Source organism: Isoptericola sp. NPDC056605 (genome assembly GCF_042792795.1).
Lineage (GTDB): Bacteria > Actinomycetota > Actinomycetes > Actinomycetales > Cellulomonadaceae > Isoptericola.
In genome coordinates this window covers 59204-69269 of the sequence record NZ_JBHTVT010000027.1, presented here as the reverse complement: position 1 = coordinate 69269, position 10066 = coordinate 59204, and the positions used below count along the sequence as shown (strand labels likewise).

The following is a 10066-nucleotide window of genomic DNA, read 5'->3' as shown; positions in this document are numbered from 1 at the left end:
CCACCCGCCCCGCGCGCCCGCGTTGTTTTTTGTTGGTGACCCCCCGCCCCCCGCGTCCCCCCCCGGCGGTGGTTCTTCCTGCCCCCCCCCCCCCCCCACGGCCGTGCAGGTCGGCCGCAGGTCGGCTGCAGGTCGGCCGCAGGTCGGCCCCACCACGACGGCGGGCCCCCCGTCACGGGGGCCCGCCGTCGCGCGTAGTCTCGGGTGCCATGAGCGCAGAGCCCACCCCCGCCGAAGCGACCGTGCCCGCCGACGCCGACGTCGCCCCCGAGCGCGAGGTCCTCACCTGGACCCTGCTGCCCGTCGCGATCCGCGAGCTCGCCCAGCAGGTCGTCGACAGCGGCTTCCTGCCCGACGTCGTGATCGCCGTCGCGCGCGGCGGCCTGGTGCCCGGCGGCGCGATGGCGTACGCCCTGGGCACCAAGGGCGTGGGCACGATGAACGTCGAGTTCTACACCGACATCGGCAAGACCCTCGACGACCCGCGCGTGCTCCCGCCGCTCATGGACACGTCCGAGCTGCCCGGGTCCAAGGTGCTCGTCGTGGACGACGTCGCCGACTCCGGCCGCACCCTCGCGCTCGTCATGGACATGCTCGCGAAGCAGGGCGCCGACGCCCGGTCCGTGGTGCTCTACACCAAGCCCCGCACGATCATCCGGCCGGACTACTCCTGGCGGGACACCGACCTGTGGATCACGTTCCCGTGGTCGGCCGACCCGCCCGTCACCGGCGCGCACTCGGCCGACGTCTGAGCACCTGAGCACCGTCACGCCGCGCGGGCGAACAGCTCCCGCGCGCGGTCGACGACGAGGTCCGGACGCTCGTCGACCATGAAGTGCGAGACCCCGGGGAGCACGTCGACGGTGAGGTCGTCGGCGTGCTCCTCGTACCCGCCGAGCAGCGCGGGGTCGCTGAGGATGTCGTTCTCGCCGAGCAGCGCCACGGTCGGCGCGGCCAGGTGCTGGTCGCGGTAGGCGCCGCGCAGCACCGCCCACAGCTCGCGACGCACGAAGTCTCGACAGAGCGCCGAGCCGGCGCGCGCGCCCGCGGGCTGCCGCAAGGGCGCGAGGTATGCCTCGACGTCGGCCTCCGTCATCACGGGCGCGTCGCTGCCGTACTCCTGGAGCAGGTGGCGCGGCAGCCGCTGCCGGCCCCGCGACAGGGCGCGTGGTCCGGTCAGTCGCGAGGCGATGACCACCTGGAACCAGGTGTGCCGCATCATGAGCAGCAGTCGCGGGTCGAACCGCAGCCACAGGTGGGGCACGCCCATGCTCAGCAACGAGACGGCGCGGTCGGGCCGCTCGAGGCACAGGTGGAAGCCGACCAGCGCGCCCCAGTCGTGCGCGACGACGTGCGTCCGGTCGACGGCGAGCGCGTCGAGCAGGCCGACGACGTCGGCCAGGAGCCGGTCGCGCGTGTAGCCGTCCGGCGGCGCGTCGGTCCAGCCGAACCCGCGCAGGTCGGGGCACACGACCCGGTGGTCGTCGGCGAGCGGTCCGATGACGCCGCGCCACTCCCACCAGTGCTCCGGGAACCCGTGGAGCAGCAGCACCGGGTCCCCGGTCCCCTGCTCGACGACGTGCATCGCGAGCCCGTCGACGTCGACCCACCGGTGGGTGACGCCGGCGAGCTCGGGCATCGGCACCTCGGCCGACGTCTCGGGCCGCGCCGAGGCGGCCCGCCCCTCGCCCACCACGTTCTCGTCCATCCCTCGACGGTACTACGTTCATAGTGCCATGTCACTAGATCTGTAGTACCGCGGTTAGGGTGCCGTGGTGACCACCAGCATCCCGCCCCGACGCCGCGCGCTCGACGCGGCGGTGGACCTGCTCGGCACCGAGGGGCTCCGCGCCCTCACCCACGGACGCGTCGACGAGCGCGCCGGGCTTCCCCGCGGTTCGACGTCGAACTACTTCCGCACCCGCGCCGCGCTGCTGGCGGGCGTCTCCGACGAGCTCGCCGCCCGCGACCTGGCGGGCCTGTCCGCCGCACCGGAACCCCGGTCTGCGGCCGACTTCGTCGACATGCTGTGCGCCGGCTTCGCCCAGGCGACCGGCCCCGACCGCGCCGCCACGACCGCCCGCCTCGTCCTCTTCCTGGAGGCGAGCCACGACCCCGACCTCCGCGGGCGCGTCGACCGCGGCCGCGAGGCGCTCCTCGACTGGGGCGAGCGGATGGTGGGCCGCCTCGGGGCCGCCGACGCGCGCGCGGCGATGATCGCCGTCTCCGGCGCCTACGAGGGCCTGCTGCTCCACGCGATCGCCCGCCACGACCCGACCGACCCCCGCCCGCCCCTGACGCTCGTCGTCGACGCCGCCCTGGACTCGCCGAGGTAGCACGAGAGGGCGGACCGCATCACGTGCGGTCCACCCTCTCGTGCTACCTCGGCAGATCTCGTGCTACCTCGGCAGGGGTCAGAAGTCCCAGTCGTCGTCCTCGGTGGCCACGGCCTTGCCGATGACGTACGACGAGCCCGACCCGGAGAAGAAGTCGTGGTTCTCGTCGGCGTTCGGCGACAGGGCCGCGAGGATGGCCGGGTTCACGGCCGTGTCCTCCTTGGGGAACAGCGCCTCGTAGCCCAGGTTCATCAGGGCCTTGTTGGCGTTGTACCGCAGGAACGCCTTGACGTCCTCGGTGAGGCCGAGCTCGCCGTACAGGGCGTCGGTGTACTCGACCTCGTTCTCGTACAGCTCGAAGAGAAGCTCGAACGTGTACGCCTTGAGCTCGTCCTGCTCGGTCTGGCTGACCTGCGCCAGGCCCTTCTGGTACTTGTAGCCGATGTAGTACCCGTGCACCGCCTCGTCACGGATGATGAGGCGGATGAGGTCGGCCGTGTTCGTCAGCTTGGCGCGGCTCGACCAGTACATCGGCGCGTAGAAGCCGGAGTAGAACAGGAACGACTCGAGCATCGTCGAGGCGACCTTGCGCTTCAGCGGGTCGTCGCCGCGGTAGTAGTCGAGCACGATCTCGGCCTTGCGCTGCAGGTGCGGGTTCTGCTCCGACCAGGCGAACGCCTCGTCGATCTCCCGCGTCGAGATCAGCGTCGAGAAGATCGACGAGTAGCTCTTGGCGTGCACCGACTCCATGAACGCGATGTTGGTGTACACCGCCTCCTCGTGCGGGGTCAGCGCGTCGGGGATCAACGACACAGCACCGACCGTGCCCTGGATGGTGTCCAGCAGCGTGAGGCCGGTGAACACGCGGGTCGTCATCAGCCGCTCGGCGTCGGTGAGCGTGTGCCACGACTGGATGTCGTTCGACACCGGCACCTTCTCCGGCAGCCAGAAGTTGCCGACCAGGCGGTCCCAGACCTCGAGATCCTTCTCGTCCTGCAGACGGTTCCAGTTGATCGCGGTCACGCGATCGATGAGCTTGAGCTTCCCCGTGGGCGCCATGTCTTCTCTTCTCCACACATTCCGTAGTTGCCCGACGCGATCACAGCATGCAGCTGACGCAGCCCTCGATCTCCGTGCCCTCGAGGGCCATCTGGCGGAGACGGATGTAGTACAGCGTCTTGATCCCCTTGCGCCAGGCGTAGATCTGGGCGCGGTTGACGTCGCGCGTCGTCACCGTGTCGGGGAAGAACAGCGTCAGCGACAGGCCCTGGTCCACGTGCTGCGTCGCGGCGGCGTACGTGTCGATGATCTTCTCGTAGCCGATCTCGTACGCGTCCTGGTAGTAGTCCAGGTTGTCGTTCGTCATGTACGGCGCCGGGTAGTACACGCGACCGAGCTTGCCCTCCTTGCGGATCTCGATCTTGGCGGGCACCGGGTGGATCGACGACGTCGAGTTGTTGATGTAGCTGATCGACCCGGTGGGCGGCACGGCCTGGAGGTTCTGGTTGTAGATGCCGTGCTCCACGACCGACGCCTTGAGCGCACGCCAGTCGTCCTGCGTCGGGATGGCGACACCGGCCTCCGCGAAGAGCTGCGCGACGCGCTCGGTCGCCGGCTTCCACTCGCCGTCGGTGTACTTGTCGAAGTACTCGCCCGTGGCGTACTTCGAGTCCTCGAACCCGCCGAACGCCTTGCCGCGCTCGATCGCGAGCCGGTTGGACGCCGCGATCGCGTGGTACGCGACCGTGTAGAAGTAGAGGTTCGTGAAGTCCACGCCCTCGGCGGACCCGTAGTAGATCCGCTCGCGCGCGAGGTACCCGTGCAGGTTCATCTGGCCGAGGCCGATGGCGTGCCCGAGGTCGTTGGCGCGGCGGATCGACGGGACCGACTCGATGCTCGTCTGGTCGGAGACGGCGGTGAGCGCGCGGATCGCGGTGTCGATCGTCTTGGCGAAGTCCGGCGAGTCCATCGTCTTGGCGATGTTCAGCGAGCCGAGGTTGCAGGAGATGTCCCGGCCGACGTGGTCGTAGGACAGGTCCTCGTGGAACGTCGACGGCGTCGAGACCTGCAGGATCTCCGAGCACAGGTTCGAGTGCGTGATGCGGCCCTTGATCGGGTTCGCCTTGTTCACCGTGTCCTCGAACATCACGTACGGGTACCCGGACTCGAACTGCAGCTCCGCGATGGTCTGGAAGAAGTCGCGGGCCTTGATCGTCGTCTTCGTGATGCGGTCGTCGGCGACGAGCTCGTCGTACTTCTCCGAGATGGAGACGTCGGCGAACGGCTTGCCGTAGACGCGCTCGACGTCGTACGGGCTGAACAGGTGCATGTCCGCGTTCGTCTTCGCGAGCTCGAACGTCACGTCGGGGATGACGACGCCCAGCGAGAGGGTCTTGATGCGGATCTTCTCGTCCGCGTTCTCCCGCTTGGTGTCGAGGAACCGCATGATGTCCGGGTGGTGCGCGTGCAGGTACACGGCGCCCGCACCCTGGCGCGCGCCGAGCTGGTTGGCGTACGAGAACGAGTCCTCGAGCAGCTTCATCACGGGGATGACGCCGGACGACTGGTTCTGGATGTGCTTGATCGGCGCGCCGTGCTCGCGGACGTTGCTCAGCAGCAGGGCCACGCCGCCGCCGCGCTTCGACAGCTGCAGGGCGGAGTTGATGCCGCGCGCGATGGACTCCATGTTGTCCTCGATGCGCAGCAGGAAGCAGGAGACGGGCTCGCCGCGCTGCGCCTTGCCCACGTTGAGGAAGGTCGGCGTCGCGGGCTGGAACCGCCCGGAGACGACCTCCTCGACGACGTCCCGCGCGACCTGCTCGTCGCCGTCGGCCAGGCCGAGGGCGACCATCGAGACGCGGTCCTCGAAGCGCTCGAGGTACTTCTTCCCGTCGAACGTCTTCAGCGTGTACGACGTGTAGTACTTGAACGCGCCGAGGAACGACTCGAACTGGAAGTCCTTCGAGTACGCGAGCCGGAACAGCTCCTTGACGAAGGTGCGCGAGTACTTCTCGAGGACCGCAGGGTCGTAGTACTTGTTCTCGAGGAGGTAGTCGAGCTTCGCGTCGAGCGTCTCGAACTGGATGGTGTTCGGCACCACGTGCTGCTCGAAGTAGGCCGTGGTGGCCTCGCGGTCCTTGTCGAACTGGATCTTGCCGTCCGGTCCGTACAGGTTCAGCATCGCGTTCAGCGCGTGGTAGTCGAGCTGCACGCCCTGCAGCGGCACGGGGGTGGCCCCCGCGAGCTCCGGGTCCGTCGTCGAGCTCACGCCGAGATCAGTGACTGTCGTTGCCAAAATCGTCCCAATCCGTCACGGACGCGCCGGGCGTCCTCAGCCGTCCCCAGGAGTTCGAAGGCGTACAGGTAGGGCACCTGGCACTTCGCGGAGATGATGTCGCCGGCGATGCAGTACGCAGCGCCGAAGTTGGTGTTCCCCGCGGCGATGACGCCGCGGACGAGCGACCGGTTGTGCGGGTCGTTGAGGAACTCGCGCACGCGCCGAGGCACGGCGCCGCCCTCGTTGCCCCCGCCGTATGTCGGGACCATGAGCACGTAGGGCTCGGTCACCGTGAGGGACCCGTCCGTCTTGTGCACCGGGATCCGGTGCACGGACATGCCGAGCTCCTCCAGCCCGAGGCGCTGGACGAACCGGTGGGTGTTCTCCGACACGCTGGAGAAGTAGACGAGAGAACTCATGCTCAGCCTCCCCCCGGATGCTGCTACCAGACCGACGTGCTGCGTCGCCGAAGACGCACGGCGCCCCGGGTCGGGTTCGAAGCCCGGGGCGCCGGCCGTTCGTGGGGTGCGGAGCCGCAGCCTGCGGGCCCCGCCTGTTGTCGAGTCTGTGTCGCGGTCGGCGTCAGGCCGAGACGGCCTGCTGCGCGGCGACCGCGGCGATCTGGTCCGGGCGGAAGCCCGACCAGTGGGTGTCGCCGGCGACGACGACGGGGGCCTGCAGGTAGCCGAGACCGCGGACCATCTCGAGCGCCTCGGCGTCCTGCGTGATGTCGACCACGGAGTACTCGACGCCCTTGCGGTCGAGGGCGCGGTAGGTCGCGTCGCACTGCACGCAGGCCGGCTTGCTGTAGACCGTGATGCTCATGTGTCTCTCCCTCTCTGCGCTCCCCACCGGGGGCTTCGTCCGACCGGTGTCGCGACCCTGCGAGCCGGTCCCCTCGACGGGCCTCGAAAGGGCCCGGACCAGGGATGACGCCCGTGGAACTACGCCGGTGTGCTTTGTTCGAAGGGCTGTGCGCCCCGCGTGCTCCAAACACTACACCTAGTGGTCAGGGCGCGCGCGGGACCGACATCTTGTGGTTGACACCGCTGTCATTCGTCGAACACCCCTCGCCGCACGCGCTCACGAACAGCCTCCCACGGGGGTCCGACACTCCTCGTCCACAGGGTGGGCGAGGCTCCGTCAACACCGTCTCGGGGCGTCCTTCCGCAGCACCGTGCGGATCGCGTCGGGATGTCCACAGGCGGTGGGCGACGGGCGTCCACAGCGTGTGTGCGACGACGGGTCGTCGTCCATCGGGACCGGAGCCGGGCCGGGTCCCGGGCTCCGGTCGGGAAGCGGCCCGGCAGATCGGACATTCCTGGCACCGAACTGCTCGGAAACTCGTCGATGTCATCGGCGTGTCGCTCGCGGTGGTGTGTCGCACACCGCGCGGACCGGTCAGCTCCCTGCGTCGCGCTCGGCGGCGGACGGCGACACGGGCACGGCGCGCCAGCCCGCGGGGTCGACGCCGCCCGGCACCGCCGTCGCAGGGTCGTAGGGCACGCGCGTGAGGTGGAAGGTGCCGACGTCGAGGGCCTCCGCGGGCGTGCCGGTCGCGACGGGCCGCAGCCGCTCGCCGCGCCAGTAGCCGCCCGCGACGCCGACCCAGCCCTCGGGCGTCCGGTCGAACACCGTGCTCCGCCCGTCCGGCGAACCCAGGTCCAGGCAGCCGTCGGCGCGCACGGACACCGTGTACGGCATCGGGCCCCAGTACCAGGTCCCGGCCAGCGCGAGGGCGTCCGGGGCGGTGCCACCGGCGCCGCCCACGACGGCGGGCTCGGGGGCCGGGCCCGGCACGCCCAGGAGGTCGAGCAGGAAGGACGCGTCGCCGAACCCGGCGGTCGAGCTGCCGCAGACGGCGACGACGTCCCCCGTCGCGGGGTCGGCCCGCAGCGTCGCGGTGAAGCCGGGCACGGAGCCCCCGTGCCCCACGGTGCGGCGGGCGTTCCGCCCGCCCTCGCCGGGCCCGTGGTGCACGGAGACGCCCAGCCCCCACGCGGCCGTGAACGGCACGTCGTCGTCGACCACCGCCCGGGGCGTCGCCATCCGACGGCGCCACGCGAGCGGCAGCACGTCGTCACCCGCTCCGCCGTCGTCGCCGGCGCCCACCAGCCACGACCCGAACCGCACGAGGTCCGCCGGCGTGGACCACACCTCCCCCGCCGGCCCCATCGCGCCGTAGGCGGCCACCGGCTCGACGAGGACGGTGTCGGCGTCGGGGTGCACCGCGTACCCCACCGCGGCCTCGCCCGGCGGCGTCCGGCCCGTGCCCGTCATGCCCAGCGGCGCCCAGACCTCGTCGCGCAGGACGGCGTCCCACGACCGGCCGTGCGCCTCCTCCACCAGGCGGCCCAGCACGGCGTAGCCCACGTTGGAGTAGTGGTGCCGTTCCCCCGGCTCCCACAGCCGCTCGACGCCGGACGCGACGAGCTCGGCCCACGACCCCGCGCCGTGCCGCTCCCACCACGGCCCCGGGGGCTCGGCCGCCAGGCCCGCGGTGTGCGTGAGCAGCTGGGCGACCGTGGCGTCCGGGGCGGGGGCGTCCGCGAGGTACCGCCCCACCGGGTCGTTCAGGCCGAGCCGCCCCGCGACCGCCAGCCGCAGCACGGCCACGGCCGTCATGGGCTTGGTGATCGACCCGATCCGGAACGCCGTGCCCGGGCCGGACGGCGCCCACCCGGCGGTGCCGGTCCACGCGACCGCGCCGGCGCGCCCCACCGCGGCGGACAGCGCCGGCACCCGGCGCTCCCCGCAGCGCGCACGGAGCGCGTCGTCGAACCGGACGCCGGCGGACGCGGCGTCGTCGGGCGGGAGCGAGGCGGGTGGCGGGACGGGACGCGCGGTGGTCATGCCCCGCACGGTAGCGCCGAACAGGCGGTTGACACCGTGATCGCGGGCTCGAGGGCGCGATACCGGTGTCAACCGCCTGTTCGGCACTGCCCGGTCGGCGTCAGGGGGTGGCGGCGGTGACCGGCGGCACCTCGCCGGACGTGACGAGCCGGCGGTACCAGTGGGCGGAGTCCTTCCAGGTGCGCTCGCCCGTCGGGTAGTCGACGTGCAGGATGCCGAAGCGCTTGGAGTAGCCGTAGCCCCACTCGAAGTTGTCCATGAGCGACCAGGCGAAGTACCCGCGCACGTCCGCGCCCGCGTCGCGGGCGGCGCCGACGGCCTCGACGTGGTCGTGCAGGTAGGCCACGCGGCGGTCGTCGTGCACGCGGCGCTCGCCGTCGTCGACGACGAGCTCGTCGTCGAAGGCGGCCCCGTTCTCGGTGACCGCGAGCGGCAGGCCCGGGTAGGTGCGGTGCAGCCGCAGCAGCAGCTCCGTGAGGCCCGACGGCTCGATGTTCCAGCCCATCGCCGTGTACGGGCCGGGCTGCTCGGCGAACTCGACGTCGGTGACGCCGATCCACGGGCTGTGGCTCGACGCGCCGTGGCCGTCGTTCTCCGACCGCTCCCCGTCCCCGCTGAACCGCCGCACGGTGACCGTGGAGTAGTAGTTCACGCCGAGGACGTCGAGCGGCTGGCGGATCTGCTCGAGGTCGCCGTCGCGGACGAACGACCAGTCGGACACGTGCGCGGTGTCGGCCAGCAGGTCGTCGGGGTACGCGCCGTCGAGGATCGGGCCGAGGAACGCCCGGTTGGCGAGCGCGTCGATCTTCCGGACGGCGTCGGCGTCGCCCTCGGACGCCGCGTCCGCCGGGCGGATCGCGTGCAGGTTCAGCGTGATCGACACCTGGGCGCCCGGCAGCACGTCGCGGATCGCCTGCGCCGCGAGACCGTGCGCCAGGTTGAGGTGGTGGACGGCCGCGAGCGCCGCGGCGGGCTCGGTGCGGCCGGGCGCGTGGACGCCGGAGCCGTAGCCGAGGTAGGCGGAGCACCAGGGCTCGTTGAGGGTGGTCCACGCCTCGACGCGGTCGCCGAGCTCGACGGCCATGTGCCGGGCGTACTGCGCGAACGCGTCCGACGTCGCCCGGTCCGCCCAGCCGCCGGCGTCCTCGAGCTCCTGCGGCAGGTCCCAGTGGTAGAGCGTGACGAAGGGCCGGATGCCGCGCTCGCGCAGCGCGTCGAGCAGGTCGCGGTAGAACGCGACGCCCTCCGGGTTGAGGGGGCCGCTCCCGCCGGGCTGCACGCGCGACCAGGAGATCGACAGGCGGTAGGCGCCGACGCCGAGGCGGTCGAGGTGGTCCACGTCCTCGGCCCAGCGGTGGTAGTGGTCGCACGCGACGTCGCCGGTGTCGCCGTCACGGGTGCGACCGGGCGTGCGGGAGTACGTGTCCCAGATGGACGGCCCCCGTCCGCCCTCGGCGGCGGCGCCCTCGATCTGGTAGGCCGCGGTCGCGGTGCCCCAGAGGAAGTCGGCGGGGAACGTGCGGGCGACGGTCGCGGTGACGTCGGGCTGGGTGGCGGGCGTGGTGGTCGTGCTGGTCATGGGTTCGTTCCTCGGTGCTCG

Annotated in this window: 9 protein-coding genes; 2 read left to right on the top strand and 7 right to left on the bottom strand. The window is 71.4% G+C overall.

What is annotated here, in order from left to right:
* Nucleotides 1–209: 209 nt before the first annotated feature.
* Nucleotides 210–752 carry a phosphoribosyltransferase gene (locus tag ACFQ8Y_RS20635; RefSeq protein WP_430552024.1) on the top strand — a complete coding sequence of 181 codons (543 nt, stop codon included), beginning with the start codon at nt 210–212 and terminating at the stop codon, nt 750–752.
* 14 nt (nt 753–766) lie between these two features.
* Here ACFQ8Y_RS20635 and ACFQ8Y_RS20630 read toward each other — a convergent pair whose 3' ends face one another.
* The gene (locus ACFQ8Y_RS20630; protein ID WP_430586593.1) at nt 767–1708 is read right to left on the bottom strand and encodes an alpha/beta fold hydrolase; all 942 of its coding nucleotides are present in this window, start codon (nt 1706–1708) and stop codon (nt 767–769) included.
* Between the two features lie 67 nt (nt 1709–1775).
* Between ACFQ8Y_RS20630 and ACFQ8Y_RS20625 the strand changes: the two genes are divergently transcribed.
* The gene (locus tag ACFQ8Y_RS20625) at nt 1776–2336 is read left to right on the top strand and encodes a TetR/AcrR family transcriptional regulator (RefSeq protein ID WP_430552022.1); all 561 of its coding nucleotides are present in this window, start codon (nt 1776–1778) and stop codon (nt 2334–2336) included.
* Between the two features lie 78 nt (nt 2337–2414).
* On the opposite strand, the gene nrdF is transcribed toward ACFQ8Y_RS20625, so the two are convergent.
* From nrdF to ACFQ8Y_RS20595, 6 genes are all read right to left on the bottom strand, one after another.
* A complete protein-coding gene (nrdF, locus tag ACFQ8Y_RS20620) occupies nt 2415–3395 on the bottom strand; it encodes a class 1b ribonucleoside-diphosphate reductase subunit beta (RefSeq protein WP_430552453.1) in 981 nt (326 codons plus the stop codon).
* A gap of 40 nt (nt 3396–3435) precedes the next feature.
* Complete coding sequence (nrdE, locus tag ACFQ8Y_RS20615; protein ID WP_430586594.1) at nt 3436–5562, bottom strand: class 1b ribonucleoside-diphosphate reductase subunit alpha; 2127 nt, start codon at nt 5560–5562, stop codon at nt 3436–3438.
* Between the two features lie 38 nt (nt 5563–5600).
* Entirely contained in the window at nt 5601–6032 is a 432-nt protein-coding gene (gene nrdI / locus ACFQ8Y_RS20610; RefSeq protein ID WP_430586592.1) for a class Ib ribonucleoside-diphosphate reductase assembly flavoprotein NrdI, read from the bottom strand.
* 163 nt (nt 6033–6195) lie between these two features.
* Complete coding sequence (gene nrdH, locus ACFQ8Y_RS20605) at nt 6196–6438, bottom strand: glutaredoxin-like protein NrdH (RefSeq protein WP_416345666.1); 243 nt, start codon at nt 6436–6438, stop codon at nt 6196–6198.
* Between the two features lie 576 nt (nt 6439–7014).
* Nucleotides 7015–8466, bottom strand: coding sequence for a serine hydrolase domain-containing protein (locus ACFQ8Y_RS20600; RefSeq protein WP_430586591.1), 1452 nt, complete (start codon nt 8464–8466; stop codon nt 7015–7017).
* 100 nt (nt 8467–8566) lie between these two features.
* Nucleotides 8567–10045: a GH1 family beta-glucosidase gene (locus tag ACFQ8Y_RS20595; RefSeq protein WP_430586590.1), complete on the bottom strand. Its 1479-nt coding sequence runs from the start codon at nt 10043–10045 to the stop codon at nt 8567–8569.
* Nucleotides 10046–10066: the final 21 nt, after the last annotated feature.